This window comes from Mesorhizobium sp. B283B1A, from assembly GCF_020165735.1.
In the GTDB taxonomy this organism is placed as follows: Bacteria; Pseudomonadota; Alphaproteobacteria; order Rhizobiales; family Rhizobiaceae; genus Mesorhizobium; species Mesorhizobium opportunistum.
Genome location: NZ_JAIUIQ010000041.1, coordinates 13,131 through 39,719, shown reverse-complemented (window position 1 = coordinate 39,719; position 26,589 = coordinate 13,131). Strand labels below are relative to the sequence as shown.

Here is a 26,589-nt window from a genome sequence, read left to right as displayed (position 1 = left end):
ACGGACAGGCACAATGGCTACCGAAATCCGCGTTCCCACTCTCGGCGAATCCGTCACCGAGGCGACCATCGGCAAATGGTTCAAGAAGGTCGGCGATGCCATTGCCGTCGACGAGCCGCTGGTCGAGCTCGAAACCGACAAGGTAACGGTGGAGGTTCCGGCCGCCGCCGCAGGCACGCTGGGTGAGATCACCGCCAAGGAAGGCGAGACGGTCGGCGTCGGCGCGCTGCTGGGCTCGATCGCGGCCGGTGGCGCCGCTGCCCCGGCCACCAAGCCGCAGGCCGTGGCACAGGCCTCGAGCCCCGACGCGGCGCGGACCACCAAGCAGGCCGCGGCCGAAACCGCAAAGGTTGCCGGCGATGCCGGCCCCGTCGAGCCGCGCACCATGCCGCCGGCGCCAGCCGCCGCCAAACTGATCGCCGAGAACAATCTGTCGGTCGACCAGCTTTCCGGCTCGGGCAAGCGCGGCCAGGTGCTGAAGGGCGACGTGCTCGACGCCATCTCCAAGGGTGCGCCGTCGCAGCCGGCCGAGACGCCGAAGGCGGCACCGGCACCGGTTGCCGAACGTGCGCCATCCTCCGGCGACGACGCCTCGCGCGAGGAGCGCGTGCGGATGACCAAGCTGCGCCAGACCATCGCGCGCCGGCTCAAGGAAGCACAGTCGACCGCCGCCATGCTGACCACCTTCAACGAGGTCGACATGTCGGCGGTGATGGCGCTGCGGACCAAATACAAGGACATCTTCGAGAAGAAGCACGGTGTGAAGCTCGGCTTCATGGGCTTCTTCACCAAGGCGGTCACCCACGCCTTGAAGGAAATCCCCTCGGTCAATGCCGAGATCGACGGCACCGACATCATCTTCAAGAACTATGCCCATATCGGCGTCGCCGTCGGCACCGAAAAGGGCCTCGTCGTGCCGGTGGTGCGCGATGCCGACCAGATGTCGATCGCCGAGATCGAGAAGGATATCGGCCGGCTGGGCATTGCCGCGCGTGACGGCAAGCTGTCGGTCGCCGACATGCAGGGCGGCACGTTCACGATCTCCAATGGCGGCGTCTACGGCTCGCTGATGTCGACGCCGATCCTCAATGCGCCGCAGTCCGGCATTCTCGGCATGCACAAGATCCAGGACCGACCCGTCGTGGTCGGCGGCCAGATCGTGATCCGGCCGATGATGTATCTGGCGCTGAGCTACGATCACCGCATCGTCGACGGCAAGGAAGCCGTGACCTTCCTGGTTCGCGTCAAGGACAGCCTGGAGGATCCGGAACGGCTGGTGCTCGATCTCTGAGGTAGTCGCATGGCGGCTCGCGGCCGGGGCGGCCAATGATGGCCCATTTGCTTGGGTCCACTAAGCTGGTGACGCTGGCAGCCGGCTTGGCTTTGGCTCCAGCAAATGTCCAAGCCGCCTGCCCGATCGAACTCGCCGTCTACGGCGACGCTCAAAGCGGCAGCGAAATAGACTTCGCCCCGACCGGCACCTCTGCCACCGTCACCAACACATTCCGCGTGATCCTCGACAACAATGTGGTGCTGAACGGCATCGTCATGTGGAACGAAGGCGTTGCGCGGCCGAATGGCGCGCTGATGTACAAATGCCCGGAGGGCGATGCCACTGGGGATGAACTTGCCGCCTGCACGCTTTGGCATGGCGTCATCTACACGTCGGACGACAAGGGCAGCATCGGCCTGCTGCCGGCCGAGGGTGTCGAAGCGCCGAAGATGCTGATCCTGCCCGATCTTGGCCCAGCGCTGCGCCAGTCCAGCGCGTATGGCGGCGGCGGGTTTTCGAAAGTGCCGTGGGATGTGTTTGCCTTGAAGGGATGCCAGGAATGAGTGAGGCGCAAAAGGTGCTGCTGGTCACCGGCGGCAGCCGTGGCATCGGCGCCGCGATCTGCCGGCTCGGGTCCAAGGCGGGTTACCGCGTCGCGGTCAACTACGCCACGAACCGGAATGCCGCCGACGCCCTCGTTGCCGAGATCAGGGCCGCTGGCGGAGAAGCGTTTCCGGTCAAGGGCAATGTCGGCGTGGAGTCCGATGTGGCGGCCATGTTCGGCGCCGTCGACCGCGCCTATGGCCGGCTCGATGCCTTCGTCAACAATGCCGGCATCGTCGATCTCAAGGCGCGGGTCGACGAGATGTATGTCGCGCGGCTGGAACGCATGATGCGCGTCAATGTCGTCGGCGCGTTCCTGTGCGCCCGCGAGGCGGTGAAGCGCATGTCGACCCGCTATGGCGGTTCGGGTGGCGCCATCGTCAACGTCTCGTCGGCGGCCGCGACTTTGGGTTCGCCCGGCGAATATGTCGACTATGCGGCCTCCAAGGGTGCCGTCGACACGCTCACCATCGGGCTCGCCCGCGAGGTGGCGCTGGAAGGCATCCGCGTCAACGCGGTGCGGCCGGGCATCATCGACACCGAAATCCACGCGTCGGGCGGCCAGCCGGACCGGGTGGAACGGTTCCGCGATATGCTGCCGATGAAAAGAGCCGGCACGGCGGATGAAGTCGCGGGCGCGGTCCTCTATCTCTTGTCCGACGCCGCGTCCTATACGACGGGCGCGATCCTGAATGTCAGCGGCGGCCGTTGAGCGCCAAGCAAAGGGAAATTAACATGGCTTATGACGTCGTTATCATCGGATCGGGACCGGGCGGCTATGTCTGCGCCATCAAGGCGGCGCAGCTTGGGCTGAAGGTCGCGGTGGTCGAGAAGAACGCGACCTTCGGCGGCACCTGCCTCAACATCGGCTGCATCCCGTCCAAGGCGCTGCTCCATGCCTCCGAGATGTTCGCCGAGGCCGGCCATTCCTTCGATACGCTGGGCGTCGAGATATCGGCGCCGAAGCTCAACCTGAAGAAGATGATGGCGCACAAGGACACGACGGTCGCGTCCAACGTCAACGGCGTCGCCTTCCTGTTCAAGAAGAACAAGATCGATAGTTTCCGCGGCACCGGCAAGGTGGTCGCGGCCGGCAAGGTCTCGGTAACCGGCGAGAACGGCAAGGTCGAGGAGATCGAGACGGCGAACATCGTCATCGCCACCGGTTCGGACGTCGCCGGCATTCCCGGGGTCAAGGTCGACTTCGACGAGAAGGTCATCGTGTCGTCGACCGGCGCGCTGTCGCTGGCGAAGGTTCCCGACCATCTGGTGGTGGTCGGCGGCGGCGTCATCGGGCTCGAGCTCGGCTCGGTCTGGGCGCGGCTTGGCGCCAAGGTCACCGTGGTCGAGTTCCTCGACACCATCCTCGGTGGCATGGACGGCGAGGTCTCCAAGCAGTTCCAGCGCCTGCTCTCCAAGCAAGGTTTCGAGTTCAAGCTCGGCGCCAAGGTCACTGGCGTCGCCAAGGCAAAGACGGGCGTCAGCGTCACCTTCGAGCCAGTCAAGGGCGGCAATGCCGAGACGATCGATGCCGACGTGGTGCTGATCGCCACCGGCCGCCGCGCCTATTCCGACACGCTCGGTCTGAAGGAAGCGGGTGTCGAGGTCGACGAGCGCGGCCGGGTCAAGACCGACGCTCATTTGCGGACCAACGTACCCGGCATCTACGCCATCGGCGACGTCATCGCCGGGCCGATGCTGGCGCACAAGGCCGAGGACGAGGGCGTGGCGGTGGCCGAAACCATTGCCGGGCAGGCCGGCCATGTGAACTATGACGTCATTCCGAGCGTCGTCTACACCAGCCCGGAAATCGCCTCGGTCGGCAAGACCGAGGAGGAGCTGAAGAAGGCCGGCATCGACTACAAGGCCGGCAAATTCCCGTTCACCGCCAACGGCCGGGCACGCGCCATGCTGCACACCGACGGTTTCGTGAAGATCCTTGCCGACAAGACCAGCGACCGCGTGCTCGGCGTGCATATCGTCGGCTTCGGCGCCGGTGAGATGATCCACGAGGCAGCGGTGCTGATGGAGTTCGGGGGTTCGTCGGAGGACCTCGCCCGCACCTGCCATGCGCATCCGACGATGTCGGAAGCGGTGAAGGAAGCGGCGCTGGCGACGTTCTTCAAGCCGATCCATATCTAGCTAAAGGTCTTTTCGGCCGCTACCGCCAAAACAAAACGGCCCGCCTTTCGGCGGGCCGTTTGTATTCGATATCGAGCCGATTACTGAGCCGGTGCTGGCGCAGGGGCGGGCGCGGGAGCCGGAGCCGGAGCAGGTGCCGGAGCAGGGGCCGGAGCGGGCGCAGGCGCTGGTTCGGCTGGCTTCATCGGTTCAGCCGGCGCGGGCGCCGGGGCCGGTGTGCTGGCCGCTGGCGGTTCGGCGGGTGCCGGGTGTTCGCCACTTCTTCCGAAAACATAATAAGCGACAATCGCCAGGATAACCACGACCAGCGCAATCAGCCAGGGACTGCCACCGCCGCCGCCACTCGGCCTGGGAGTGTCGTTTGATGGATTCGCCATAAAAGTGTCCTCCGTGGATGAAAATGATCAATCAACAGCCATCAACGCGCAACCGTTGAATGGGTTTCACGCTAACGGAGGAAACCGCCGGAAACGCGGCGCCTGTGGCCCTCCGCTGCCGTCCGACTCAATTGACAGCGGTGACAGTATAGCCGGCTTTGCGGAAATCCTCGACCAGTCGCTCAGGACTGGAAGATGGCGCCTCCCGCCAGCTTTATTTCGAGCACTGGAGCCTCGCCGGACGGCGGCGTTTCGCCACGCAGCGAGCCAAGCCAACGGATGCTATCGTTGGTTGTTAGGGATTGCCGGTATGACGATCACTGCACAGACTTTTCCTGATCCCGAAGGCGCTCTTGCCGGTGCTCAGTTCGCCGACCGATACGTGCTGACAGCCGATGGTCTTGCCCTGACCGCCATTGGCGCGGCCGAACGCGTCCTGGGGTGGACACCGCGATGGGTCGACCGGCTTACGCGGCTACGCAACCTCGCCGTCAGGCCATTCGGGCTGAAAACGGGGGCGGAACCCGACGCACCGCCGGAAACCAGGATTGGCATATTTCCGCTCATCAGCCAGGCGCATGGCAAGGTCATCCTTGGCCTGGACGACCGGCATCTCGATTTCCGCATCCTGGTGGAGGTGAACGACCTCGGCGCGGGCCGGCAGGAGGTGGCGGCGTCGACGATCGTGAAGACACACAATCTGTTTGGGCGGACGTATCTCGCCATCATCATGCCGTTCCACCGCATGATCGTTCCGGCGATGCTGGCTCAGGTCTTGATCAAATAGGGCTTATAGCCCCACTGCCGTGACGGTATAGCCAGCTTTGCGGAAATCCTCGACCAGTCCCTGCGGACCGGGGAGATGCAGGGCGCCGACGGCCATGAAGGCATTGCCCTTGGCGAGGATCGGGCCGGCGTGATCGACCATCACCTTGTTGCGGCTGGTGATCATGGTTTCCTCGAAGGCGGCATAGCCTGAGACGTCATTCTGCTCTTCCGGCATGGCGGCGCGGAACAGCGGCCAGAACATGCCGGTGTCGCCACGCTGGTAGAGCACGATCATGGTTTCGTTGATATCATTGACCTTGTCGCCCAGCTTCAGCGTGTCGACCAGGCCTTTCATGTGAAAGGCGAGCGGCAAGGATGCCATGGCGCGCAACTGGCTCTCGGCCGTTTCCAATCCCTCCACCGGCTTGCCGGCAGCCTTGGCGCCTTCGGCCAGCTTGACGTCGAGCACCGGCGCGCCGCCGGACTGGCGGGCGAGCTCGCAAGCCGGAAGCGCCATCATGGCCGACAGCATCCACGGCTTCATCTTGGCGACGGTGGCCGGCGGGATGCCGCGTGCGTCGAGCGCGGCGTTCATGGCGGCCGCTTCGTCCGGCTTCAGCAGGGACGACAGCGTCGTGGAGTCCGTGAACATCATCAGGTCCGGCTCCTTCAGCATCGCCGTCATCATCTTCTGCTTGTCGAGCACGTCGGTGGTCTCGATGATGATGGTGCCGGCGGCGTCAAAAGCCTTCTGCGCGGCCGGCGGCAGCGTGGTGACGCGCGGATCGGTCATGTGCATGGTGCCGAACAGGAAGGATGGCTGTTCGCCCGGCTTTTCGAGCTTCCACAGCAGGCCCTTGCCGTTCGGCGTGGCTGCGGCTTCGGCCTCGATCTTCTGGTAGGCGGCCGGGTCGGTCTTCTGCAAGGCCGACACCATGTCGGCGCCGGTGCAAGTCGGGATCTCGGCATGCGCCCTGCCGGCCGCGAACAGCAGGACAGCGAGGAACGACAGGAAAAACAGGATGTTGAGCGCGACGAGCAGTTTCAGCGAGACGTGCGCTGCGCGGTCGGCGATGGCAATGACGCGTTTCATGACACTGTCTTCTGCTTGATCCATGATCTTGTCCGAAAACCGGGTGCCACTTTTCGGGATCATGGTCAGTCGTAAGCGCAAATAGCGGCAAAACGGTTAACTGGCACAGCAAAATTGAAGGGTTCACGCCCTGGGATGGGCGGATTCGTAGATCTCCAGCAGCCTCGTCGTGTCGACGCCGGTGTATATTTGCGTCGTCGACAGGCTGGCGTGGCCGAGCAGTTCCTGGATGGTGCGCAAATCGCCGCCGCGGCCGAGCAGATGCGTGGCGAAGGAATGGCGCAGCGCGTGCGGCGTCGCGGTGTCCGGCAGGTTCAGCGCCGAGCGCAGCTTGGCCATGTCGCGCTGGATGATGGCCGGGTTGAGCGGGCCGCCGCGCGCACCGCGAAACAACAGCCCCTTCGGGTCGAGATGATAGGGGCAGAGCCGGCGGTATTCGGCGATTGCCCTGAGCGCCACCGGCAGCACCGGCACCAGCCGTGTCTTGCCGCCCTTGCCGGTGACACGCAGCACGGTGTCGGCTTCCGACGCCAGATCGGCGCCGGCGAGGCCAAGCGCTTCCGAAATGCGCAGGCCGGAGCCATAGAGCAGCGTCAGCACCGCGGCGTTGCGGGCGGCGATCCAGGGTTCTTCGGCAAGTTGGCCTTCCACCGACACCACATGTTTGGCGTCGCTCGCCGTCAGCGGCTTGGGCAGGGATTTGGGCTGGCGCGGCGCACGCAAGGCTGCCGCCCCGGCGGCATTGGCGAGGCCACGCCGTTCGAGGAAGCGCAGCAGCGAGCGGATGCCGGCGAGACCCCGGCCAAGCGTGCGGGCGCCGGCGCCGGCGTTGCGGCGGGCAGCGAGAAAGCCGCGCAGGTCGGCCGGGCGCAGATTGGCGATGTCGGAAATGCCGGGCGAGCCGCCGCAATGGCCGGTGAGGAAATGCAGGAATTGGCGGGTGTCGCGCTCATAGGCTTCCACCGTCTCGGGTGACAGCCGACGTTCTCGCGCGAGCATCTTCAGCCAGCCTTCGCGCGCTGCCTGCAGATCGGGTTTTGCCGGGATGAGGAATTCCTGCATGGTGTCGTTCCGGTTCGCTGCCATTTTCGGGCACCCGGGTTAGGAAGCGGTGAAGAGGCCGTCATTGAAATCGCAGCCCTGTGGGGTTAGGAGACAGTCGATCGGTGGCAAATCCAAACCTTGGTGATTGGCTCCTGAACCGCCTTGCGTACTGGTCACCGTAACGGAATGGATCCTCGGGTCTGCGCAGTCGCTTCGCGCCTGCTCCGCCCGTGGATGACGAAGGTAAAAGCGCCATGAGCAAGCCCCAGAACCCCGTCCAGATGGCCGTGATCGGCGCCGCCCATGGCATCAAGGGCGAGCTCAGGGTGAAGACCTTCACCGGCGAGCCGATGGCGCTGGCCGACTATGGGCCGCTCTATGCCAGCGATGGCCGCGCCTTTCAGATCATCGACATCAGGCCCGCCAACACCGTCGTCGTGGTACGCTTCAAGGGTGTCGCCGACCGCAATGCCGCCGAGGCGCTTGCGGGCACCGAACTGTTCGTCGACCGTTCGATGCTGCCCGACGACGGCGAGGAGGACGAATTCTACCACGCCGACCTGATCGGGCTGGAGGTCCGCGACGATACAGGTGCTGCGCTCGGCAAGGTGGTCGCGGTGCACAATTTCGGCGGCGGCGACATTCTCGATGTGACGCTGGGCGGGCGCAAGGGCGTGCTGATCCCGTTTACGCAGGCCGCCGTGCCGCAGGTGTCGATCGCCGAGGGTTTTGTCCGCATCGACCCTGCGGCGGCCGGGCTTGTCGAGGATGAGGATGGCGAAGCGCCGCGCGAGGAGGATTTCGACCCGAAGGGCAGGCCGCGCGGGCCGCGCGATGCCGGGGGCAACCGGTGACGTTCAAGGCTTCGGTGCTGACGCTCTATCCCGAGATGTTCCCGGGCGCGCTCGGCCTGTCGCTCGCCGGGCGGGCGCTCGAGGCTGGCACCTGGTCGCTGGAAGCGATCCAGATCCGCGATTTCGCCACTGACAGGCATCGCACCGTCGACGACACGCCGGCCGGCGGCGGCGCCGGCATGGTGATGCGCGCCGATGTCCTGGCCAGGGCGATCGACCATGCCTCTCCTGAAGGCGATTTGCGGCCACGACTGCTGATGAGCCCACGCGGCAAACCGCTGACGCAGGCGCGCGTGCGCGAACTCGCCGCCGGGCCGGGCGCCGTCATCCTGTGCGGCCGCTTCGAAGGTGTCGACCAGCGGGTGATCGACGCGCGGGAACTGGAGGAAGTCTCGATCGGCGATTTCATTCTCTCAGGCGGCGAGCCGGCGGCGCTCGTGCTGCTCGACGCCGTGGTGCGGCTTTTGCCCGGGGTCATGGGCAATGCGGTGTCGGGCGAAGAAGAGAGTTTTGAGAACGGCCTTCTCGAACACCCGCATTACACGCGGCCCCAGGAATTCGAGGGTCGGGAGATTCCCGAAGTGCTGATTTCGGGCAATCACAAGAAGATCGCCGCCTGGCGGCGGGCGGAGTCCGAGAAACTGACGAAAGAGCGCCGGCCCGATCTGCTCGGTGTTCAGCCTTTGCTGAAATAGTAGAAGGCGAGGAACAGGCCTACCGCGATGACGAAGCCGCGCACCACGTTCTGCGGCACGCGCTTGGCGATCCAGACGCCGGCATAGCCGCCGAGCGCACCACCGGGGATCATGACGATCGCCTGCGGCCAGGCGACGACGCCACCCGAGACGAAGACGACGATGGCGACAGCCGCGATGACCACGGCCAGCATGTTCTTCAGCGCGTTCAGCCGGTGGTAGTCGCCGGCCTGGGTCAGGCCGAGCGTCGCCAGCATCATGACGCCCATGCCGGCGCCGAAGAAGCCGCCATAAATGGCGGTGGCGAACTGCGCCAGCGAACCGGCAAGTGACCCCACGGACGCCTCATGCCCTGGTTTCGGCGCCGGCTTCAGCCAGGGTCCGGCGGCGAAAAGCGCCGTCGCCGCCAGCAGCAGCCACGGCACCATGGCGCGGAAGGACGGGTTGGACAGCGCCAGGAGGATGAAGGCCCCGGCCAGTGCGCCGGCCGCCGAGATCAGGCACAGCAGCAGGGCGCCGCGCCAGAAATGCTTGATGTCGGTCCAATAGGCGAGCGTCGACGTGATATAGCCCGGAAATTGCGTGACCGAGGAGGTCGCGTTGGCGACGATCGGCGGCACGCCGACCAATGTCATGGCGCCGAAGGTGATGAAGGTGCCGCCGCCGGCGACCGCGTTGGCGGCGCCTGACAGGAAGCCCGCCAGGAAAAGCAGGGTGGCGTCGAGAACAGACATGGAATGCCGCCGTGGAAAACTGTGTTATCTCAGGCTTAGAAAGCCCCGGTGACCAGCGCAACCCGGCACGGCCGGTATTACAATGGGGCCATGCCGGCAAAAAAGTCTCTGGCGCGGGCGTGACAAAGTGCTGAAATAGCTGTATGTGCCCGCCCGTACCGGCAAGAAAAATCTGCCGGGCCCGTCAACAATGACGGTGTAGTCGCCCCTGTCCGATGTCTGAAGATGGATGTCTTCTCGACAAAGGACATAGCCGAGCGGTCATTGGAACTGCAAGGCGAGTGTCGGACGCTCTGACTGTCGGAAGAACAAGAAGTGGATTATTGAGATGGATCTCATCCGTCAGCTCGAGGCCGAACAGGCCGCCAAGATCGAAGCCAAGCGCAAGCTTCCCGAATTCCAGCCCGGCGACACCGTGCGCGTCCAGGTCCGCGTGACCGAAGGTACCCGCACCCGCGTCCAGGCCTATGAGGGCGTCGTCATCGCCCGCGCCGGTTCCGGCTTCCAGGAAAATTTCACCGTCCGCAAGATCTCCTACGGCGAAGGCGTCGAGCGCGTGTTCCCGGTCTACTCGCCGATGGTCGAAGGCGTCGAGATCGTGCGTCGCGGCAAGGTGCGTCGCGCCAAGCTCTATTACCTGCGCGACCGTCGCGGCAAGTCGGCCCGTATTTCGGAAAACACCGGCGTGCGCGCCCGCAAGCTCAACGATGAGGAGCGCGATGCGCTGAACGCCGAGAAGGCCCGCATCGAGGCCGAGAAGGTCGCCGCTGCCCAGGCGCTGGCCGCCGAGACTGCCGCCAAGGAAGCCGCCGAGAAGAAGGCAGCCGCCGAGGCCGAGGCAGCAGCCAAGGCCGCCGCGGAAGCGACCCCGGCCGAATAAGGGTTTCGGAAAGTACATTCGAAAAGGCGGCTTCGGCCGCCTTTTTTCGTTTCACCAGACCGTGAACGCTTTCGGCTCCGGAAATCGGATGCGGGGCGTTGACGGCAGTTTATGTTGTGTACTAAACAATCGTGCACAAGATAGTTGGAGATTTGATATGGCACTCTATACGACACGGGCTCACGTCACCGGCGGCCGCGCCGGCCATGGCGAGACCAGCGACGGCCTGCTCAAGGTCGATCTGGCAATGCCCAAGGAGCTCGGCGGGCCCGGAGGCGCCACCAATCCCGAACAGCTTTTCGCTGTCGGCTACGCCGCCTGCTTCGAAAGCGCCGTCCGCTTCATCGCGCGCAAGCAGAAGCTGCCGCTCGAGGATGCCGCGATAACGTCTAGCGTCAGCCTGCTTCCCAATGGCGAAGGCTTCAAGCTCGGCGTCGCGCTCGCGGTGGAGACGAAAGGCCTTGATCAGGCGGCGGCGGAAGCGCTTGTATCGGAGGCGCATAATGTTTGCCCCTATTCGAATGCCATCAGGGGCAACATCGACGTAGCGCTTTCGGTTAGGGCGGCATGACGGGTAAGACCACAAAGAGCGCGAGCGACGTCCCGGCGGAGGCAGTCGGGACGGTTCCTGTTCCACGGCTCGACCAGCAGCTCTGCTTCGCGCTCTATTCGGCGAGTGGGCTGATGACCAAGGTGTACCGGCCGCTGCTCGAGCGGCTCAGTCTCACCTATCCGCAATATCTGGTGATGCTGGCGCTGTGGGAGCGCAAGCCGAGCACGGTTGGTGAACTGGGCGTGGCGCTGGGCCTGGATTCCGCCACGCTGACGCCGCTGATCAAGCGGATGGAAGCAGGCGGTCTCGTCACCCGCCGGCGCGATGTCGCCGACGAGCGACGCGTGCTGGTGGAACCGACGGCCAAGGGTGAGGCACTGCGTGCACGCATGAAAGATGTATCCGCCGGGCTGGCCTGCGCCGTGCCGCTGGAGCCGGGTGAAGTGAAAGCCCTGCACGCGACACTCACTCGCCTCGTTTCAGGCATGCGCAGCGCCATGGCGGATGACCGGCCGGCGGACGCGGAAGCGCTGATCCCTGTCCCGGTGTAACCGGATCATCCCGAAATTCCTGGCCCGAAATTCATCGGTTGAGGGCATCGGAATCCCTTTTTGCCAGTCCTGACGCAGCGGACCGTCTTGCATGGCGGTTGCGGCAAGCTAAAGTCGGCGCGGATTTTCCTGCAAGCCCGGCCGATGTCCGGGCGCTTTCAATTTTCGGGAGTGTGTCATGACCAAATCGAAACTGCTGCTGGCCGGCCTGCTTGCCCTGATCCTGACACCCGTTGCCGCTTTCGCGCAGGCGCTGCCCGATCTCGGCGGCAAGAAGGTAGTGGTGGTGACCGAGAACGCCTATCCGCCGCTGCAGTTCATCGATGCCAAGACCGGCAAGCAGATCGGCTGGGAATATGACGCGATGGACGAAATCGCCAAGCGGCTCAATTTCAAGGTCGAATACCAGAACACCTCCTGGGACGCGATGATCCAGGCGGTTTCCGACAACCAGTACAACATCGGCATGACCGGCATCACCATCAAGGACGACCGCAAGGCGAAGGTCGATTTCTCCGACCCCTATATGCGCTCGGAGCAGTTCATGCTGGTGCGTGGCGATGAGAGCCGCTTCACTGATGCCAAGACCTTCGGCGCCTTCAAGGACGGGCTGATCGGCGCGCAGGCCGGCACCACGCCCTTCTACACCGCCGTCTACAGCGTGCTCGATGGCAATGAGCAGAACCCGCGCATCAAACTGTTCGAGACCTTCGGCGCCACGGTGCAGGCGTTGAAGTCCGGCGACGTCGACGTGGTGCTGACCGACGGCACCGCCGGCAAGGGCTATGTCGATGCTTCCGAGGGCAAGCTGAAGCTGATCGGCGGCCCGCTCGGCACCGAGGATTTCGGCTTCATCTTCCCTAAGGGGTCCGACCTGGTGAAGCCGGTCAACGCGGCGATTGCGGCGCTGAAGGCGGATGGCACGTTCGATGCGCTCAACAAGAAGTGGTTCCTTGATTACAAGATGGGGCAGTGATTTCCCGCTGACTTTGCGCTTGAACGCCCCCCTCTGCCCTGCCGGACGTTCGTCGTTCGGAAAGCCAAGCAATTGGCTTTCCCTCCACTCCGCGGACCACTTCCTCAACCCCCGCAAGGGGGGAGATCGGATGTCTTTTCCGATCTCGCCAATCAGCAATGTTGTAAGAAGAGTGCCGCCGACGAGGCTGCCAATCTCCCCCCTTGAGGGGGAGATGTCCGGCAGGACAGAGGGGGGCGCCTTGGCGCCTGACCTTCGCGATATCTGCCTTGTCAGCATCGCCTGATGGGACCTCTGTCCTCCTCCAAACCCGACTTCCCCTGGTGGCTTGCCGTTGCCGCCGTCCTGGCCCTGGCGGCCGCCTTGTTCATAGCCACCAACAACCTCTATGCCCAGGTCTTCGCCACGGTCGCCAAGGGCATCGGCGTCACCATCTTCGTCACCGTTGTCGCCTTTTCGCTGGCGTCCGCCATTGGTCTCGGTATTGCGCTGATGGGATTGTCGGGCTCGCGCTGGCTAAGGCAGATCGCCCGCTTTTATGTCGAGATCATCCGCGGCGTGCCGATCCTGGTGCTTTTGTTCTGGATCGCTTTCGCCGGCGCGCCGGCCTTCGTCGCGGCCTGGAACGCGCTGACCGCGCCGCTGCAGAATGCCGGCCTATTCGGCGAGCTTCTGGTGCGCGATGTGTCGCTTTTGTGGCGCGCAGTCATGGCGCTGACCATCGGCTACTCGGCTTTCATCTCGGAGGTTTTCCGAGCCGGCATCCAGGCCGTCGAGAAAGGCCAGATCGAGGCGGCGAAGGCGCTCGGGCTGAGCCGCGCGCAACGCTTCCGGCTGATCGTGTTCCCGCAGGCAATCCGCACCATCCTGCCGCCGCTGGGCAATGATTTCGTCGCCCTGGTCAAGGATTCCTCACTGGTCTCGGTGCTCGGCGTCGCCGACATCACCCAGATGGGCAAGGTCTATGCCGCCGGGTCCTTTCGCTTCTTCGAGACCTATTCGATAACAGCCTACATCTACCTCATCCTGACCGTCGGCCTGTCGCTGGCGCTGAGGGCGCTGGAGCGGCGGCTGCGCCGCCAGCACGAGGAATAGTTTTTGGGCAAGGACGGCGTTACGATCATCCCGACATATCTGGTTGGGAGGTTTCATGATCGTCGACAAGGCCAATGCCGCGCTGGATTCCGTCTACGGCGCCGACACGCCGGAAGCGCTTGAAGAGGCCTACGCCGCATGGGCCGCGACCTATGACAGCGAAACCGCCTCGCTCGGCTACCTGCTGCCGTTCCTGATCACCGCCTGGGTGGCGCGGCACGTCCCGGCGGGTGAAGGGCCGCTGCTCGACGCCGGCTGCGGCACCGGCCTGTCGGGGCCGTCGCTGAAGGCGTTGGGTTACGGCGACATTGCCGGGCTGGATTTGTCGGACGACATGCTGAAGATCGCCGGCAGCCGCAATGCCTATGGCGAGCTGAAGCAGGCGATGCTGGGCGGTCCGCTGCCATGGCCGGATGGCCATTTCCGCGCCTTCTTCTCGACCGGCGTGTTCACGATCAGCCACGCGCCGGCCTCGGGCCTGCACGAGCTGGTCCGGATCACCAAAAAGGGCGGCCACGCCATCTTCACCGTGCGCGACCAGGTGTTTGAAAGCGGCGGTTTTCAGGCGGTGTTCAACGACTTGGAGCGGGCGAGGAAATGGCGGCTTGTGGAGCAAAGCCCGTGGTTTCGCTGCTATGCAATCGCCGAGCCGGAGGCATTGGTGAAGACGTTTGTGTTCGAGGTGCTGTAGCGGCGGCTTCTTCCTTCCCCCCCTTGTGGGGGAAGGTGGCCTCGCGAAGCGAGGTCGGATGAGGGGTGTTCCAGCTTGGCAAAGACGGAGATCCTTCGCGCACCCTCAACCGTCTCGGCGCTGCGCGCCGATCCACCGCCCGGGGCGAGTCACGGGCCTCGCCCGCCCTTCGGGCCCCACAAGGGGAGAAGGGAAAGCCGCGCCGCACCACGCCGCAATTGCCGAAAAGCCAAAACATTGATATGAGCCACGCCATGGAAGAGCTTTTTGGCGATCCGGCCTACAAAGGGTTCGTGCTGCAGGACAGAAAACGCCTGCCGTCGCGCTTTTCCGCGCGCGTCAGCGGCGCGCTGACCAGCCGACTTAGCTAGGCCGACCTGCCCAGGTCGTTGCGCCGGACCCAACCTGCCGGCATCTGCTCCTTTCCATTCTCATATCGACGGATTTACGCACATGAGCGCACCGCGCACCCTCTACGACAAGATATTCGACGACCATGTGGTCGACCGCCAGGACGACGGCACCTGCCTGCTCTACATCGATCGCCACCTCGTCCACGAAGTGACCAGCCCGCAGGCTTTCGAAGGCCTGCGCCTGAGCGGCCGAAAAGTCCGGCATCCGGAAAAGACGCTGGCCGTGGTCGATCACAATGTCTCGACCTCGCCCGAGCGCAAGTTTGGCATCAAGAACGAGGAAAGCCGCATCCAGGTCGAGGCGCTGGCCAAGAACGCCAAGGATTTCGGCGTCGAATATTATTCCGAGAACGATATCCGCCAGGGCATCGTTCACATCATCGGTCCCGAGCAGGGCTTTACCTTGCCCGGCATGACCATCGTCTGCGGCGACAGCCACACCTCGACGCACGGTGCTTTTGGCGCATTGGCGCACGGCATCGGCACCTCCGAGGTCGAGCATGTGCTGGCGACGCAGACGCTGATCCAGCGCAAGGCCAAGAACATGCTGGTGCGGGTCGACGGCGTGCTGCCGGAAGGCGTCACCGCCAAGGACATCATCCTGGCCATCATCGGCGAGATCGGCACCGCCGGCGGTACCGGCTATGTCATCGAATATGCCGGCGAGGCGATCCGCTCGCTGTCGATGGAAGGGCGCATGACGATCTGCAACATGTCGATCGAAGGCGGCGCGCGCGCCGGCCTGATCGCCGCCGACGAGACGACCTTCGCCTATGTCAAGGACAAGCCGCGCGCGCCGAAGGGCGCTGCCTGGGATGCGGCACTCGAATACTGGAAGACGCTGCAGTCGGACGAAGGCGCGCATTTCGACAAGGTGATCGTGCTCGACGCGGCCAAGCTGCCGCCGATCGTCTCCTGGGGTTCGTCGCCCGAGGATGTCGTCTCGGTGCAAGGTATCGTGCCGAACCCGGCCGACATCACCGATGAGAACAAGCGCACCTCCAAGCAGCGCGCGCTCGACTATATGGGCCTGACGCCGGGGACGAAGATCACCGACATCGCGCTCGACCGCGTCTTCATCGGCTCCTGCACCAATGGCCGTATCGAGGATCTGCGCGCCGTCGCCAAGGTGGTCGAAGGCAAAACGGTCAGCCCGCATGTCGATGCGATGATCGTGCCGGGCTCCGGCCTGGTCAAGGAACAGGCGGAAGCCGAGGGTCTCGACAAGATCTTCCTCGCCGCCGGCTTCGACTGGCGCGAGCCGGGCTGCTCGATGTGCCTGGCCATGAACGACGACCGGCTGAAGCCGCATGAGCGCTGCGCCTCGACCTCGAACCGCAATTTCGAGGGCCGGCAGGGCTTCAAGGGCCGCACCCATCTGGTGTCGCCGGCGATGGCGGCGGCGGCGGCGATCGCCGGCCACTTCGTCGACATCCGCGATTGGAAATAATCCCAACTTCACCAGAACCCGAGCCACATGGGCTCGGGCTCAAGGCTTTCCGTCGCGGCGGACGAGCTCGTGGAACTCCTCCCGGCGTCCCGGCTGGTCGGCAGCGACCACAAGCGCCAACTGCTGCTCTTCGAAGAGCCTGAACCATTCGTCCCATTCGACGAGTTCATAGCCACCGGCATTGATCGGCCGTTCCGGCTGGTCTTGATCCTGGTAGGCATGCTGGCCAAAGACCAGCCTCAACATGGGCTGTGTTCCCGCTTCGGGTGATATGTCGACGATCGCGGGAAAACCGGCTCGTCCGGCAGCCCACGAGCGGATTGCTTCGTGGTCGGTCAGTGTAATCATGTCGGCCATGGGCTGCTCCCGATTGTGACCTCAGAACGCTGGCCGCGGGTTGGGGTTCCCTGACAATATGTCGAGACTTGGCCCGGCTTAACCGCTTGTTTGGGCTTGCGCTCTAAGGTCTTCCCCGACGTCAGCGAGGGGAAGTCACCGTCCTTTGGACACCGGTCTGTTTATAGCGCTGCTCAATCCGACGATCGCGCTGGCCCTCGGCGCGGCGTTCCTCGTGCTATGGATCCATCAGCGCCATCGTCCGTATCTGGCCGTGCTGGCGCTCAGTTACTGCGTTTCGGCGCCGGGCTTTCTGTTCCAGTATTTCACCTTGCCAATCGGCATGGAGCTGACCAAGCTGGTGTCCAACATCTGCTTCGCCATTGCCGGCTGCTGCCTGTCCAGCGCCATTGTCGCCCGCTACGGCCGCAAGGTGCCTTATGTCGGGATCGGCGTGCTGGCGCTTGGCGGGCTGGTGTCCTTCTGTTGGTTCCTGTTCGTGGCGCCGGATCTCACCTGGCGTATCCTGGCGATGAATTTCGCCTTCGGAGGCATCAGTCTCCTGGTCGCCGCCGAACTCAGACCGGTGCGCAACCACGGCCCGACGGAAAAAATCCTGTTCGTGTTGTCGCTGCTGTCAGGCCTCAATTTCTTGGTCCGCACCCTCGTCGTGGTCATCGCGCACGGCCCGTTTGCCAGCTATGACGGGTTCTATGGTTCGTCCTACTGGACGACCGCGCTGCTGTCGCACGCGCTTTTGTCGCTGCTGATCGCGCTCTGTCTGTTCACCGCCGCCGCACTCGACGTGATGAAGGCGCTGAAGACCGAGACGTTTACCGATCCGCTGTCGGGCCTGCTCAACCGCCGCGGTTTCGAGGAGCGCGCCGCGATGCTGCTGGAGACTTGCGCCAGGGCAAAATTCCCGGTGGCCCTGGTGCTGGCCGACCTCGACCACTTCAAGGCGCTCAACGATGTGCATGGCCATGCGGCGGGCGACCGCGTGATCGCCGACTTCGCCGCCAAGCTTCGGGCGGCGGCCGGGACGAGGGGTGCCGCGGGGCGCATCGGCGGCGAGGAGTTCGCCGTACTCCTGCCGCTCAGCGATCTCGCGTCGGCGCGATTGTTCGCCGAGGCCGTGCGCACGCTTTATTCGGCCGGCAGCGTCGACGGGCTTCCTCCGGGCACCAAGGTCACCGCCAGTTTCGGCGTGGCGGCGCGCAGCGGCGGCGAGGCGCTGGAGCCCCTGATGCGCCGCGCGGACGAGGCGCTCTACAAGGCCAAGAAGAACGGCCGCGACAGTGTGCGCCTGTCCTACGAGCGACCGGAAGCGGTGTTCGTGGCGGAGCCGCTCAAGGTGAGCTGATCACGCGCGCCCGGCCTCGCGTTAACGTCTTTTTCGCCCGTCGATGCTTAGGTGGGGCTCGGGGTTTAAAGAAGATGAGCGGCGCCAACTTCATCCTGTTGATCAACGTATCGGTTGCCGGCCTGCTGGCGGCAGCCTTCATGGCGGTCGCGTTGCATGATGCCGGCCGCGCGCCGGCGCGCTGGTTTGCCTTCGGCTACCTGCTGGGCATGGTCTATTCGGCCATCGAATTCAGCATTCCCGCCTTCAGCGATGCGCGGCTCCCGGTGGTCGCAGCCTTCGCGGTCTTCCTTGCCGCCACCATCGCCTTCAATGGCGGGCTGGCCCGCAAATACGGCGTGGCGCCGCCATGGTCGCCGATGCTGTTCTTCCTGTTCGCCGCCACTGTCGCCGTCTATTTCGTGCAGGACCTGCCGCGCCAATCGCTGGTCCGCATGATGGCCTACCAGCTTCCCTATGCCGTCATGCAGTTCGTCGGGCTGGCCATCGTCTGGTCGTCAAGACAAAGGCGTGGCCGGCTCGATCTCATATTGATGGGGGTGCTCGCGGCCAGTGGCCTGCAGTTCGCCTCCAAGCCGTTCATCGCCCATGCGCTCGGCGGCTGGGGTGCCAATCCGCAGGCCTACCTGCAAAGCAGCTACGCGTTGGTGTCGCAGTCGCTCGGCACCGTCTTCGCTCTGGCGCTTGCGCTGCTGACGCTGGCGATACTCGCTCGCGATGTGCTGGCCGAAGTGATCTCGAAGTCGGAGATGGATATGCTGTCGGGGTTGCTCAATCGCGGGGGCTTCACGCGCCAGGCCGAGCTGGCGGTGCTCGGCGCCGTGCGGCAAGGCGTGCCGGTCGCGCTGGTGATCGCCGATCTCGATCATTTCAAGAGCATAAACGACGGTTTCGGCCATGCGTCCGGCGACCGGGTGATCGAGACCTTCGCCGGCCTCCTCCGAGAGGCCGCCGCCGGCCACCACGCCGCGGGCCGGATCGGTGGCGAGGAGTTCGCCATCATCCTGACGGGAACCAACCTTGCCGGCGCCCGGCTGTTCGCCGAGGGCACGCGCAGCGCGTTCGGCACACTGCCCATCGACGGGCTGCCGGCCGACAATCGCTGCACGGCGAGCTTCGGGGTTGCCGAACTTCATCCGGGCGAAACCATTGCCGATCTCATGCGGCGCGCCGACGAGGCGCTTTATCTGGCGAAGAATGCCGGACGCGACTGCGTGCGTGTCTCAGCCGGGCCGGGAGGCGAGTGGCCAGCTAATGCAATGGTCGTGAGTTCCAGATCAGGGTGACGTTTGGTTGGACCGTCATCCTGATCCAACTCTTTTCTTGGAGCATGATCTCTTCCGAAAACCGGTTCCCACTTTTCGGAATCATGCTTTAGCGGCAGGGGCTGAGTTCGGGCATCTCGCCTTCGGAAAGTCCGTACATGTAGCTTCTGCCCTTGACGAAGACCGGCGGCCGGTAGCAATCGCTGCCGCCCGATATCTCATCGGCTTCGTCCTGGTAGATCACCTTGGGCTGGCCGGCGCTGGTGTAGTCGGACAGTCGCTTGGCGAGCTTGCCTTCGCCAACGATGATGCGCTTGTAGCCGGCTGAGCTGTCGATGACGAGATTGCCGAGGGAATCGGCGTAGACGCGATCCTGGTGGCGAGCCCCCGCAAGTGCGGGTGTCGTCAGGCCGGCGACCGAGGCGGCCACGATGAGCGCCGCGAGGCGCGATCTGCCAGAGTTGGAACGCATGACGTCCTCCTGATGGTTAGAGGCCCCTGATGGTAGAGGCCAAAGCGCGTCGCGACGCGCCTTACTCCTTGTTTGGATGCATGCCGTTGTCCCAAAACCGCTGACGCGTTCTTGGACGACATGCATTGGCTCCTCGAATCAGAAATTAACCTTTTCTTAACCTTTGTTAAGAGGCCGGCGCGTTTGCCGGCGATGTCTCGTCAAACATGGTTAATTTCCGACTTGAGGGAAAACCCCGTGGCCATCATTCGGCCATGCTTGGCCGCACCATCGCCGCCAGCCATCGGGTCGATCTTGATCTTGGCAAAGCATAGCGGCTAGCTTGCCGCAGGGGAGGACAGCATATGGCGTTGCGCCGGTCGGTTTGGGTGTCCTTTCTCCCGTTGCTCGCCATCGTTGCCGCCTGTGTGCCGCAGGACAATGCGCCGAAGGCGGCCAACACCGTCTCGCCCGCGCCGGCTCAGCAATCCATGGCAGCCGTGGCGCCTCCGACATCGCCAACCAAGATCACCACCGACCTTACCGCGCCGCGATCCGCAGTGGGTACGGTAACCTATGGATGCGGCAATGGCAGCGCGATCACCATTCAGAATCTCGGCTCGTCGTTGCGTGTGATCGGGCCGGACGGCGCGACCGAAGAATTCGTGGCGTCGCCCGCCAACCAGTCCAGCCGCTACCAGGAAGCCGCCACGCATAACGCAATCGTGATCGACGGGCGCGAGGCGCTGGTGATGAAGAGGGGTTCGACGCCGCGGACCTGCAGGCGATAGGCCGCACAGCTAATGAGTTGCGTATGCTGCACTGCAGCGACATCGAGCGCGGCGCAGGCCACCAGCCCCTAATCGATTGAAGCCCGAGCCTGCCTTTTTGTCAGACTAAATGACGTTTCCAAAACGATTTTCTGGCTTTGACGCGGTGCAAAAAGAGCATTAGAAACCCGCTGTCCGAAGTCATACATAAGGGCGGCAAATGCCGCTTTCCATCGCGGCTCCGGACGTCGAACTGGGGGAGCCATGAGCAGATCACCAGCCACCCGCGCCAATGCCAGACGTGAACGGCCACTGTCGCCGCATCTGACGGTCTACCGGCCGCCGATCACCATGATGATGTCGATCATCCATCGCATCACCGGCGGTGCGCTCTATTTCGGCACGCTGCTGGTCGCGATCTGGCTGATGGCGGCGGCAAGCTCGCAAGGCGCCTTCGACTGGGTCAACTGGGCCTTCGGCACCTGGCTCGGCCGGCTCATCCTGTTCGGCTACACCTGGGCGCTGATGCACCACATGCTGGGCGGTGTGCGCCACCTTGTCTGGGACACCGGCGCCGGTCTCGAAAAGCACACGGCGTCGAAGATCGCCTGGGCGACGCTGGCCGGCTCGATCCTGCTCACATTGCTGATCTGGGTCGCCGGCTACATGGCGCGGGGAGCCTGATCATGAGCACTGGCAAGACCGACATGCGCACGCCGCTGGCCAGGGTCCGCGGCCTGGGTTCCGCCCGCGAAGGCACCGGGCATTTCTGGCGCCAGCGGCTGACGGCGATCGCCAACATTCCGCTGATCCTGTTTTTCACCGGCTTCCTGATTGCGCTCAACGGCGCCAGCTATGCTGAGGTGCGCGCAGCGCTCGCCAATCCACTGGTGGCCCTGGTGATGGCACTGGTGCTCATTTCTCCCCTTTATCACATGCGTATCGGCATGCAGGTGATCATCGAGGATTACGTGCATGCCGAAGGCATGAAGCTGGCGCTCATCGCGCTCAATACTTTTTTCACGGTAGTGGTCGGCGTCGCCTCGATCTTCGCCCTGCTCAAGCTGGCATTCGGAGGCTGATTTGGCCAAGGACGCGAAATCGGCCAATACGGCAGGCTACACTTTCGTCGACCACAAATTCGATGTGGTGGTCGTCGGCGCCGGAGGGGCTGGCCTGCGCGCCACGCTCGGCATGGCCGAACAGGGCCTGCGCACGGCCTGCATCACCAAGGTGTTCCCGACCCGCTCGCATACGGTGGCCGCGCAAGGCGGCATTGCCGCTTCGCTCGCCAATATGGGCCCGGACAACTGGCAATGGCATCTCTTCGATACCGTTAAGGGGTCGGACTGGCTGGGCGACATCGACGCGCAGGAGTACATGGTCCAGCAGGCGCCCGCCGCCGTCTACGAACTCGAGCATTACGGTGTGCCGTTCTCGCGCACCGAAGAGGGCAAGATCTATCAGCGGCCGTTCGGCGGCATGATGATGAATTTCGGCGAGGGCCCGCCCGTGCAGCGCACCTGTGCCGCCGCCGACCGAACCGGCCATGCCATGCTGCACACGCTCTATGGCCAGTCGCTGAAGCACAACGCGCAGTTCTTCATCGAGTATTTCGCGCTCGACCTGATCATGGAGCCGGACGGCACCTGCACCGGCGTCGTCGCCTGGAATCTCGACGACGGCACCATCCACCGGTTCTCGGCCAAGATGGTGGTGCTGGCGACCGGCGGCTATGGCCGCGCCTATTTCTCGGCGACTTCGGCACACACATGCACCGGCGACGGCGGCGGCATGGCAGCCAGGGCCGGCTTCCCGCTGCAGGACATGGAGTTCGTGCAGTTCCACCCGACCGGAATCTACGGTGCCGGCTGCCTGATCACCGAAGGCGCGCGCGGCGAGGGCGGCTACCTCGTCAATTCCGAAGGCGAGCGCTTCATGGAGCGCTACGCGCCGTCGGCCAAGGATCTTGCCTCGCGCGATGTGGTGTCGCGCTGCATGACGCTGGAAATCCGCGAGGGCCGCGGCGTCGGCCCGAAGAAGGACCACATCTTCCTGCATCTCGACCATCTCGACCCGGCCGTCCTGCATGAGCGGCTGCCCGGCATTTCGGAATCGGCCAAGATCTTCGCCGGCGTCGATCTGACCAAGGAGCCGATCCCCGTGCTGCCGACGGTGCACTACAATATGGGTGGCGTGCCGACCAATTATTGGGGCGAAGTGCTCAATCCTACCGCTGAAAACCCGGACCGGGTGTCGCCCGGGCTGATGGCTGTCGGCGAGGCGGGCTGCGCCTCGGTGCACGGCGCCAACCGGCTGGGTTCGAACTCGCTGATCGATCTGGTCGTGTTCGGCCGCGCGGCGGCGATCCGGGCCGGCCAGGTCATCGACCGCAATTCGGCTATCCCTTCGCCCAACGAAGCCTCTGTCGAAAAGATCATGGATCGATTCGACCGGCTGCGCCACGCCAATGGCTCGACGCCGACGGCGGTGCTGCGAGAGAAGATGCAGAAGGCGATGCAGGAAGACGCGGCGGTGTTCCGCACCCAGGAATCGCTGGACAATGGCTGCAAGCGCGTCTCGCAGATCTGGGGCGAGCTCAAGGAGATAAAAGTGTCCGACCGCTCGATGATCTGGAACTCCGACCTGGTCGAGACGCTTGAGCTGGAAAACCTCATGGCCAATGCCATCACCACGGTCTATGGCGCCGCGGCGCGCAAGGAGAGCCGTGGCGCACACGCCCGCGAGGACTTTTCGGCGCGCGACGACGTGACTTGGCGCAAGCATACGCTGGCGCGGCTCAACGAAGCCGGCGAGGTGACGCTCAGCTATCGCCCGGTGCACACCGAATTGCAACGCAAGGAAGCCGACGGCGGTATCAACCCGGCCAAGATCGCGCCAAAGGCCAGGGTGTATTGACCATGGCGCTGGCGGCAGCGGGATATTCCGGCACGCCCCTTCCGGCCAAGCTCGGCCTGAAGGACGGCATGACCGCTGCCTTCATCGCGCTGCCTGTGGAACTCGATGCGTTGGCCGGCGCCGTCGATTTTGCCGAGGTCGACCGGCTAGCCGAATGGTCCGACATTTCGGGCAGCCATCAAAGATACGACGCCGTCCATGCCTTCACCCGGCAGCGCGCCGAGATCGAGGATCGCCTTGGCGATGTCGAAGCGGCGATCAAGCGCGACGGCATGGTCTGGGTGTCCTGGCCGAAAAAGGCGTCGAAGGTGCCGACGGACGTCACCGAAGGCGTTGTCCGCGCTGAAGCGCTGAAGCTCGACCTTGTCGATGTGAAGGTCGCCGCCGTCAATGAAATCTGGTCCGGGCTGAAGCTCGTCATCCGAAAGGACCTGAGGTAAATGGTCGAACTGACGCTCCCCAAGAACTCGAAGATCCAGCAGGGCAAGACCTGGCCGAAGCCGGAGGGCGCCACCAATCTGCGGGAATACCGCATCTACCGCTGGTCGCCCGACGATGACGAGAATCCGCGCATCGACACCTATTTCGTCGACATGGACGATTGCGGGCCGATGGTGCTCGACGCGCTGCTGTGGATCAAGAACAAGATCGACCCGACGCTGGCCTTGCGTCGCTCCTGCCGCGAAGGCATTTGCGGCTCCTGCGCCATGAACATCGACGGCTCCAATACGCTGGCCTGCACCAAGGGTTGCGACGACATTTCCGGCGCCGTGAAAGTCTACCCGCTGCCGCACATGCAGGTGGTGAAGGACCTGGTGCCCGACCTCACCAATTTCTACGCCCAGCACGCCTCGATCGAGCCGTGGCTGAAGACGGTGTCGCCGGAGCCGGCCAAGGAATGGCTGCAGAGCCATGAGGACCGCGAGAAGCTCGACGGGCTCTACGAATGCATATTGTGCGCCTGCTGCTCGACCTCGTGCCCGAGCTACTGGTGGAACGGCGACCGCTATCTCGGCCCGGCAACCCTGCTGCAGGCCTATCGCTGGCTCATCGACAGCCGCGACGAAGCCAAGGGCGAGCGCCTCGACAATCTCGAGGACCCGTTCCGTCTCTATCGCTGCCATACCATCATGAACTGCGCCCAGACCTGTCCCAAGGGGCTGAACCCGGCCAAGGCAATCGCCGAGATCAAGAAGATGATGGTGGAGAGACGGGTTTAGGCGGGTTCGCTCTCGGCAATCTCAAACGCGGCGATCCTTCGCGCCCCCCTCTGTCCTGCCGGACATCTCCCCCACGGGTGGGAAGATTGGCTGTCACTACGGCTTTCGCCAATCTTCAAGGTTGAAGGATGATGTGCTGTCGGCGAAGCTGCCGATCTCCCCCCAAGTGGGGGAGATGTCCGGCAGGACAGAGGGGGGCGCTGTCCCGCCGGTCTCAGAAAGGATTGTAATCCAATGAGCGAAGACCTTCCCATCCTTTCCCCCGTCGAAGCCCGCGTGCTTGGCTGCCTGATCGAGAAGAAGGAGCTGACGCCGGATGTCTACCCGCTGACGCTCAATGCAGCCCTCGCCGCCGCCAACCAGAAGACGGCGCGCGAACCTGTGATGGCGCTGGAGCAGACAGAGGTGCACCGGGCACTGAAGCTGCTCGAGCAGAAGGGGCTGGTGCGGCAGATGTTCGGCTCTCGCGTGGAGCGCTATGAGCATCAGATGGCGCAGCGCTTCTCGCTGACGACGCCGCAGACCGCCTTGCTCGGCCTGCTCCTGTTGCGCGGGCCGCAGACGGCGCATGAACTCCTGGCGCGCGCCGAGCGCATGGCGCGGTTTTCGTCGATCGAGGCGCTGCGGGGTGAACTCGATATGCTGATTGGCCGTCGCCCGCCGCTGATCCAGGAAATCCCGCGCGGGCCAGGCCAACGCGAGGACCGCTACGTGCATCTCCTCGCCGGCCCGGTGGACATTGCCGCCCTTTCGGCGCAGCGGAGCGCGCCAGCCATGCCTGCCTCCGACCTGGAGGCGAGATTGGAGGCGCTGGAGCAGGAAGTCGCCGCACTACGCGCCCGACTTGAGGCGCTGGGCGGTTGAGGATCGCCGTAATCGCGTCGAAAGCTCGCGAAGAAAATAAAACTCACAGGAAGGTTTTATCTTCTGGTCACAGTAAGTTGCCAAGCGCGAGATTTGGAGTCACCCTCAGTGTGATTCTAAAGGGGGTTTTCTATGCCGCGCCGAGCAAGAGCACCTTATGTAAAACAAGCCTTGTATAAAATTACAAAAGAACTGGCTAAGTCCGAGAATCTTTCTGGAGCCACCTCTCGGAAAGTGGTTGATATGCTGAAGAATCAATACAAAGAAGATCTTGAGCGGGATTCGGGCGACATCATTGATATAGGGCTTATGGTTCTTGCAGGACGTGTGCCGACTATGAAGAACGGCGACTCTGATCAATATGAATTACTCGATCGGGAGAGCATTCGTGAGTTCGTTGACGTAAGAATGCGTGTCGGCAACCGGATAAGTAAGTCTCGCGTATTTAGCCTTGGCCTGAAGCCAGACGCTTATTTCTCACAAGAATTCCTTGCGAAAAAAGAGCCGAGACAGGCTCCCGTCGACAAAATCGCACTGCATATGAACGAAATGCGGGAGAAGGGATTAAACGATATGACTCTTGGCGATTATCTAAAGACGCTCTAAGGCGCCAACTCCCAAGAAGGATCCGAAATGGAGCGATTGCACCCATTTCGGATCTGGAAAAATCTTCAACCGAGCCTGGCGTCGAGCGATACGTTGATGGCGCCGAGCGCCTTCGAGACCGGGCATTCGGCCTTGGCTTTCTCGGCCAATTCCCCAAATTTCGCCGCATCGATGCCCGGCACCTTGCCGACCAGCGTGATGGCGCTGCCGGTGATGCCGGTGCCGGGAACCAACGTCACCACGGCCTTGGCGTCGAGTTCAGCGGCGGGCGTGCCATTCTCGGCCAGGAAGTGCGAAAGCTGCATGGCGTAGCAGCCGGCGTGAGCCGCCGCGATCAGCTCTTCCGGATTGGTGCCGGATTTACCGCTCTCGTCCTCAAAGCGCGCCTTGAACGAATAGGGCGTGCCCTTGAGCGTCCCGCTCTGCGTGTCGAGCGTGCCCTGGCCCTCTTTCAGATTGCCTTTCCAGACGGCGTTTGCAGTGCGGTCCATGAAGTCCTCCTTGGTTGCGGTGGCCGGTTGTCTTGGCTGGTTGCCTGGGTGAGCCCGGCGTCAGGCCAACTATAGCGCGCGCGGACACGAAGGCCACTGTGCTCTTTGGACA

31 protein-coding genes are annotated in these 26,589 nt (G+C 63.8%); 25 read left to right on the top strand and 6 right to left on the bottom strand.

The annotated features are described in order from the left end of the window. The first annotated feature begins 13 nt into the window (after positions 1-13). The 5 genes from odhB to LB577_RS26910 all read left to right on the top strand — a co-directional run bounded on the left by odhB (position 14) and on the right by LB577_RS26910 (position 5,182). Positions 14-1,291: a 2-oxoglutarate dehydrogenase complex dihydrolipoyllysine-residue succinyltransferase gene (odhB, locus tag LB577_RS26930; RefSeq protein ID WP_224689624.1), complete on the top strand. Its 1,278-nt coding sequence runs from the start codon at positions 14-16 to the stop codon at positions 1,289-1,291. A 38-nt stretch (positions 1,292-1,329) separates the two neighbouring features. Beyond that, positions 1,330-1,836: a hypothetical protein gene (locus tag LB577_RS26925; protein ID WP_224689637.1), complete on the top strand. Its 507-nt coding sequence runs from the start codon at positions 1,330-1,332 to the stop codon at positions 1,834-1,836. Next, positions 1,833-2,588: an SDR family oxidoreductase gene (locus LB577_RS26920; RefSeq protein WP_224689623.1), complete on the top strand. Its 756-nt coding sequence runs from the start codon at positions 1,833-1,835 to the stop codon at positions 2,586-2,588. Before LB577_RS26925 ends, LB577_RS26920 begins: the two co-directional genes overlap by 4 nt. A gap of 23 nt (positions 2,589-2,611) precedes the next feature. Continuing rightward, positions 2,612-4,018, top strand: coding sequence for a dihydrolipoyl dehydrogenase (gene lpdA / locus LB577_RS26915; RefSeq protein ID WP_224689622.1), 1,407 nt, complete (start codon positions 2,612-2,614; stop codon positions 4,016-4,018). A 687-nt stretch (positions 4,019-4,705) separates the two neighbouring features. After that, positions 4,706-5,182, top strand: a complete 477-nt coding sequence (locus LB577_RS26910; RefSeq protein WP_224689636.1) for a DUF2867 domain-containing protein — start codon at positions 4,706-4,708, stop codon at positions 5,180-5,182. A 3-nt stretch (positions 5,183-5,185) separates the two neighbouring features. On the opposite strand, the gene LB577_RS26905 is transcribed toward LB577_RS26910, so the two are convergent. After that, a complete protein-coding gene (locus LB577_RS26905; RefSeq protein ID WP_224689635.1) occupies positions 5,186-6,256 on the bottom strand; it encodes a TraB/GumN family protein in 1,071 nt (356 codons plus the stop codon). A 123-nt stretch (positions 6,257-6,379) separates the two neighbouring features. After that, positions 6,380-7,318: a tyrosine recombinase XerC gene (locus LB577_RS26900; RefSeq protein ID WP_224689634.1), complete on the bottom strand. Its 939-nt coding sequence runs from the start codon at positions 7,316-7,318 to the stop codon at positions 6,380-6,382. 236 nt (positions 7,319-7,554) lie between these two features. On the opposite strand from LB577_RS26900, the gene rimM reads away from it, so the two are divergent. Continuing rightward, a complete protein-coding gene (gene rimM / locus LB577_RS26895; RefSeq protein ID WP_224689621.1) occupies positions 7,555-8,154 on the top strand; it encodes a ribosome maturation factor RimM in 600 nt (199 codons plus the stop codon). Continuing rightward, on the top strand, positions 8,151-8,849 hold the full coding sequence (trmD, locus tag LB577_RS26890) for a tRNA (guanosine(37)-N1)-methyltransferase TrmD (RefSeq protein WP_224689620.1): 699 nt from the start codon (positions 8,151-8,153) through the stop codon (positions 8,847-8,849). The genes rimM and trmD overlap by 4 nt, the downstream gene beginning before the upstream one ends. Here trmD and LB577_RS26885 read toward each other — a convergent pair. Then, positions 8,831-9,583, bottom strand: coding sequence for a sulfite exporter TauE/SafE family protein (locus LB577_RS26885; protein ID WP_224689619.1), 753 nt, complete (start codon positions 9,581-9,583; stop codon positions 8,831-8,833). The two genes, trmD and LB577_RS26885, sit on opposite strands and share 19 nt — an antisense overlap. 328 nt (positions 9,584-9,911) lie before the next feature. Between LB577_RS26885 and rplS the strand changes: the two genes are divergently transcribed. The 8 genes from rplS to leuC all read left to right on the top strand — a co-directional run bounded on the left by rplS (position 9,912) and on the right by leuC (position 16,192). After that, positions 9,912-10,463, top strand: a complete 552-nt coding sequence (gene rplS / locus LB577_RS26880) for a 50S ribosomal protein L19 (protein ID WP_013892267.1) — start codon at positions 9,912-9,914, stop codon at positions 10,461-10,463. 157 nt (positions 10,464-10,620) lie between these two features. Then, positions 10,621-11,034 carry an organic hydroperoxide resistance protein gene (locus LB577_RS26875; RefSeq protein WP_224689618.1) on the top strand — a complete coding sequence of 138 codons (414 nt, stop codon included), beginning with the start codon at positions 10,621-10,623 and terminating at the stop codon, positions 11,032-11,034. Continuing rightward, on the top strand, positions 11,031-11,567 hold the full coding sequence (locus LB577_RS26870) for a MarR family winged helix-turn-helix transcriptional regulator (RefSeq protein WP_224689617.1): 537 nt from the start codon (positions 11,031-11,033) through the stop codon (positions 11,565-11,567). Before LB577_RS26875 ends, LB577_RS26870 begins: the two co-directional genes overlap by 4 nt. 178 nt (positions 11,568-11,745) lie before the next feature. Then, positions 11,746-12,543 (top strand): transporter substrate-binding domain-containing protein, encoded by a 798-nt coding sequence (locus LB577_RS26865; protein ID WP_023765905.1) that lies wholly within the window; start codon positions 11,746-11,748, stop codon positions 12,541-12,543. A gap of 285 nt (positions 12,544-12,828) precedes the next feature. Beyond that, on the top strand, positions 12,829-13,638 hold the full coding sequence (locus tag LB577_RS26860; RefSeq protein ID WP_224689616.1) for an amino acid ABC transporter permease: 810 nt from the start codon (positions 12,829-12,831) through the stop codon (positions 13,636-13,638). A 55-nt stretch (positions 13,639-13,693) separates the two neighbouring features. After that, positions 13,694-14,329 (top strand): class I SAM-dependent DNA methyltransferase, encoded by a 636-nt coding sequence (locus LB577_RS26855; protein WP_224689615.1) that lies wholly within the window; start codon positions 13,694-13,696, stop codon positions 14,327-14,329. A gap of 65 nt (positions 14,330-14,394) precedes the next feature. Then, positions 14,395-14,700 carry a hypothetical protein gene (locus LB577_RS26850; protein WP_224689639.1) on the top strand — a complete coding sequence of 102 codons (306 nt, stop codon included), beginning with the start codon at positions 14,395-14,397 and terminating at the stop codon, positions 14,698-14,700. A gap of 82 nt (positions 14,701-14,782) precedes the next feature. Beyond that, on the top strand, positions 14,783-16,192 hold the full coding sequence (leuC, locus tag LB577_RS26845) for a 3-isopropylmalate dehydratase large subunit (RefSeq protein WP_224689614.1): 1,410 nt from the start codon (positions 14,783-14,785) through the stop codon (positions 16,190-16,192). A 39-nt stretch (positions 16,193-16,231) separates the two neighbouring features. Here leuC and LB577_RS26840 read toward each other — a convergent pair whose 3' ends face one another. Further along, positions 16,232-16,549, bottom strand: a complete 318-nt coding sequence (locus LB577_RS26840; protein WP_023765910.1) for a hypothetical protein — start codon at positions 16,547-16,549, stop codon at positions 16,232-16,234. Between the two features lie 145 nt (positions 16,550-16,694). Between LB577_RS26840 and LB577_RS26835 the strand changes: the two genes are divergently transcribed. Then, on the top strand, positions 16,695-17,891 hold the full coding sequence (locus tag LB577_RS26835) for a GGDEF domain-containing protein (protein ID WP_224689613.1): 1,197 nt from the start codon (positions 16,695-16,697) through the stop codon (positions 17,889-17,891). A 74-nt stretch (positions 17,892-17,965) separates the two neighbouring features. Beyond that, positions 17,966-19,177 (top strand): sensor domain-containing diguanylate cyclase, encoded by a 1,212-nt coding sequence (locus tag LB577_RS26830; protein WP_224689612.1) that lies wholly within the window; start codon positions 17,966-17,968, stop codon positions 19,175-19,177. An 88-nt stretch (positions 19,178-19,265) separates the two neighbouring features. Here the strand turns inward: LB577_RS26830 and LB577_RS26825 are convergent, their stop codons facing one another. Further along, positions 19,266-19,628: a hypothetical protein gene (locus tag LB577_RS26825; RefSeq protein ID WP_023778874.1), complete on the bottom strand. Its 363-nt coding sequence runs from the start codon at positions 19,626-19,628 to the stop codon at positions 19,266-19,268. Positions 19,629-19,972: 344 nt separating this feature from the next. Between LB577_RS26825 and LB577_RS26820 the strand changes: the two genes are divergently transcribed. The 8 genes from LB577_RS26820 to LB577_RS26785 all read left to right on the top strand — a co-directional run bounded on the left by LB577_RS26820 (position 19,973) and on the right by LB577_RS26785 (position 25,986). Next, positions 19,973-20,398 (top strand): hypothetical protein, encoded by a 426-nt coding sequence (locus LB577_RS26820; RefSeq protein WP_224689611.1) that lies wholly within the window; start codon positions 19,973-19,975, stop codon positions 20,396-20,398. 243 nt (positions 20,399-20,641) lie between these two features. Then, the gene (gene sdhC, locus LB577_RS26815) at positions 20,642-21,061 is read left to right on the top strand and encodes a succinate dehydrogenase, cytochrome b556 subunit (RefSeq protein ID WP_023765915.1); all 420 of its coding nucleotides are present in this window, start codon (positions 20,642-20,644) and stop codon (positions 21,059-21,061) included. Between the two features lie 2 nt (positions 21,062-21,063). Further along, positions 21,064-21,459 carry a succinate dehydrogenase, hydrophobic membrane anchor protein gene (sdhD, locus tag LB577_RS26810; RefSeq protein ID WP_023765916.1) on the top strand — a complete coding sequence of 132 codons (396 nt, stop codon included), beginning with the start codon at positions 21,064-21,066 and terminating at the stop codon, positions 21,457-21,459. A 1-nt stretch (position 21,460) separates the two neighbouring features. After that, entirely contained in the window at positions 21,461-23,296 is a 1,836-nt protein-coding gene (gene sdhA, locus LB577_RS26805) for a succinate dehydrogenase flavoprotein subunit (RefSeq protein WP_224689610.1), read from the top strand. Between the two features lie 2 nt (positions 23,297-23,298). Then, a complete protein-coding gene (locus tag LB577_RS26800) occupies positions 23,299-23,736 on the top strand; it encodes a DUF3052 family protein (RefSeq protein WP_224689609.1) in 438 nt (145 codons plus the stop codon). Next, on the top strand, positions 23,737-24,516 hold the full coding sequence (locus LB577_RS26795; RefSeq protein WP_023765919.1) for a succinate dehydrogenase iron-sulfur subunit: 780 nt from the start codon (positions 23,737-23,739) through the stop codon (positions 24,514-24,516). A gap of 234 nt (positions 24,517-24,750) precedes the next feature. Continuing rightward, a complete protein-coding gene (locus LB577_RS26790; protein ID WP_224689608.1) occupies positions 24,751-25,380 on the top strand; it encodes a YceH family protein in 630 nt (209 codons plus the stop codon). Positions 25,381-25,512: 132 nt separating this feature from the next. After that, a complete protein-coding gene (locus tag LB577_RS26785) occupies positions 25,513-25,986 on the top strand; it encodes a hypothetical protein (protein ID WP_224689607.1) in 474 nt (157 codons plus the stop codon). A gap of 65 nt (positions 25,987-26,051) precedes the next feature. Here LB577_RS26785 and LB577_RS26780 read toward each other — a convergent pair whose 3' ends face one another. Then, positions 26,052-26,477, bottom strand: coding sequence for an OsmC family protein (locus tag LB577_RS26780; RefSeq protein WP_013892286.1), 426 nt, complete (start codon positions 26,475-26,477; stop codon positions 26,052-26,054). Positions 26,478-26,589: the final 112 nt, after the last annotated feature.

What these genes read in the sequence shown, in the direction of transcription:
- odhB (WP_224689624.1), top strand. Translation starts at nt 14, where the DNA reads ATGGCTACCGAAATCCGCGTTCCCACTCTCGGCGAATCCGTCACCGAG.
- LB577_RS26925 (WP_224689637.1), top strand. Translation starts at nt 1,330, where the DNA reads ATGGCCCATTTGCTTGGGTCCACTAAGCTGGTGACGCTGGCAGCCGGC.
- LB577_RS26920 (WP_224689623.1), top strand. Translation starts at nt 1,833, where the DNA reads ATGAGTGAGGCGCAAAAGGTGCTGCTGGTCACCGGCGGCAGCCGTGGC.
- lpdA (WP_224689622.1), top strand. Translation starts at nt 2,612, where the DNA reads ATGGCTTATGACGTCGTTATCATCGGATCGGGACCGGGCGGCTATGTC.
- LB577_RS26910 (WP_224689636.1), top strand. Translation starts at nt 4,706, where the DNA reads ATGACGATCACTGCACAGACTTTTCCTGATCCCGAAGGCGCTCTTGCC.
- LB577_RS26905 (WP_224689635.1), bottom strand. Translation starts at nt 6,256, where the DNA reads ATGAAACGCGTCATTGCCATCGCCGACCGCGCAGCGCACGTCTCGCTG.
- LB577_RS26900 (WP_224689634.1), bottom strand. Translation starts at nt 7,318, where the DNA reads ATGCAGGAATTCCTCATCCCGGCAAAACCCGATCTGCAGGCAGCGCGC.
- rimM (WP_224689621.1), top strand. Translation starts at nt 7,555, where the DNA reads ATGAGCAAGCCCCAGAACCCCGTCCAGATGGCCGTGATCGGCGCCGCC.
- LB577_RS26885 (WP_224689619.1), bottom strand. Translation starts at nt 9,583, where the DNA reads ATGTCTGTTCTCGACGCCACCCTGCTTTTCCTGGCGGGCTTCCTGTCA.
- rplS (WP_013892267.1), top strand. Translation starts at nt 9,912, where the DNA reads ATGGATCTCATCCGTCAGCTCGAGGCCGAACAGGCCGCCAAGATCGAA.
- LB577_RS26875 (WP_224689618.1), top strand. Translation starts at nt 10,621, where the DNA reads ATGGCACTCTATACGACACGGGCTCACGTCACCGGCGGCCGCGCCGGC.
- LB577_RS26870 (WP_224689617.1), top strand. Translation starts at nt 11,031, where the DNA reads ATGACGGGTAAGACCACAAAGAGCGCGAGCGACGTCCCGGCGGAGGCA.
- LB577_RS26865 (WP_023765905.1), top strand. Translation starts at nt 11,746, where the DNA reads ATGACCAAATCGAAACTGCTGCTGGCCGGCCTGCTTGCCCTGATCCTG.
- LB577_RS26860 (WP_224689616.1), top strand. Translation starts at nt 12,829, where the DNA reads ATGGGACCTCTGTCCTCCTCCAAACCCGACTTCCCCTGGTGGCTTGCC.
- LB577_RS26855 (WP_224689615.1), top strand. Translation starts at nt 13,694, where the DNA reads ATGATCGTCGACAAGGCCAATGCCGCGCTGGATTCCGTCTACGGCGCC.
- leuC (WP_224689614.1), top strand. Translation starts at nt 14,783, where the DNA reads ATGAGCGCACCGCGCACCCTCTACGACAAGATATTCGACGACCATGTG.
- LB577_RS26840 (WP_023765910.1), bottom strand. Translation starts at nt 16,549, where the DNA reads ATGGCCGACATGATTACACTGACCGACCACGAAGCAATCCGCTCGTGG.
- LB577_RS26830 (WP_224689612.1), top strand. Translation starts at nt 17,966, where the DNA reads ATGAGCGGCGCCAACTTCATCCTGTTGATCAACGTATCGGTTGCCGGC.
- LB577_RS26825 (WP_023778874.1), bottom strand. Translation starts at nt 19,628, where the DNA reads ATGCGTTCCAACTCTGGCAGATCGCGCCTCGCGGCGCTCATCGTGGCC.
- LB577_RS26820 (WP_224689611.1), top strand. Translation starts at nt 19,973, where the DNA reads ATGGCGTTGCGCCGGTCGGTTTGGGTGTCCTTTCTCCCGTTGCTCGCC.
- sdhC (WP_023765915.1), top strand. Translation starts at nt 20,642, where the DNA reads ATGAGCAGATCACCAGCCACCCGCGCCAATGCCAGACGTGAACGGCCA.
- sdhD (WP_023765916.1), top strand. Translation starts at nt 21,064, where the DNA reads ATGAGCACTGGCAAGACCGACATGCGCACGCCGCTGGCCAGGGTCCGC.
- LB577_RS26800 (WP_224689609.1), top strand. Translation starts at nt 23,299, where the DNA reads ATGGCGCTGGCGGCAGCGGGATATTCCGGCACGCCCCTTCCGGCCAAG.
- LB577_RS26795 (WP_023765919.1), top strand. Translation starts at nt 23,737, where the DNA reads ATGGTCGAACTGACGCTCCCCAAGAACTCGAAGATCCAGCAGGGCAAG.
- LB577_RS26790 (WP_224689608.1), top strand. Translation starts at nt 24,751, where the DNA reads ATGAGCGAAGACCTTCCCATCCTTTCCCCCGTCGAAGCCCGCGTGCTT.
- LB577_RS26785 (WP_224689607.1), top strand. Translation starts at nt 25,513, where the DNA reads ATGCCGCGCCGAGCAAGAGCACCTTATGTAAAACAAGCCTTGTATAAA.
- LB577_RS26780 (WP_013892286.1), bottom strand. Translation starts at nt 26,477, where the DNA reads ATGGACCGCACTGCAAACGCCGTCTGGAAAGGCAATCTGAAAGAGGGC.